Here is a 522-nt window from a genome sequence, read left to right as displayed (position 1 = left end):
ATCATTTTCGGCGAAGGTCAGATTGCCGCACTCGATGCTCACGTCCCGCCCAACGCACGGGTGCTGATTACGTGCGGCGGCGGCAGCATCAAGAGCAACGGTGTGCTCGCGCAAGTGCAGGCGGCGCTCGGTGAGCGCGCATGGCACGTGTTCGGCGGCATCGAGCCGAATCCCACGTACGAAACGCTGATGGAAGCGGTTGCGCTCGCCCGTGAGAAGAACATCGACTTTTTGCTGGCGGTGGGCGGCGGCTCGGTGATCGACGGGACGAAGTTCATCGCGGCGGCGATGAAGTTTGACGGCGAGCCATGGGACATTCTGGCCAAGCAGGCCCCGGTGCGCGACGCGGTGCCGTTCGGCAGCGTGCTCACGCTACCCGCGACCGGTTCGGAAATGAACAATGGCAGCGTCATCAGCTACCGTGCGAAGGGCGACAAGCTGTTCTTCACGAGCGACGCGACCTATCCGCTCTTCTCGGTGCTCGATCCGACCACGACCTATTCGTTGCCGCCGCGGCAGATT

1 protein-coding gene is annotated in these 522 nt (G+C 63.4%); it reads left to right on the top strand.

The genetic code is table 11. The features are described from left to right. A partial coding sequence (locus tag P0D89_RS53965) for an iron-containing alcohol dehydrogenase (RefSeq protein ID WP_408371513.1) occupies positions 1-522 on the top strand: 522 nt, incomplete at both ends.

This window comes from Paraburkholderia sp. RL18-085-BIA-A (assembly GCF_046027075.1).
Lineage (GTDB): Bacteria > Pseudomonadota > Gammaproteobacteria > Burkholderiales > Burkholderiaceae > Paraburkholderia.
The sequence above is the reverse complement of the archived record's forward strand: the minus strand, read 5'-3'. Positions and strand labels throughout refer to the sequence as shown.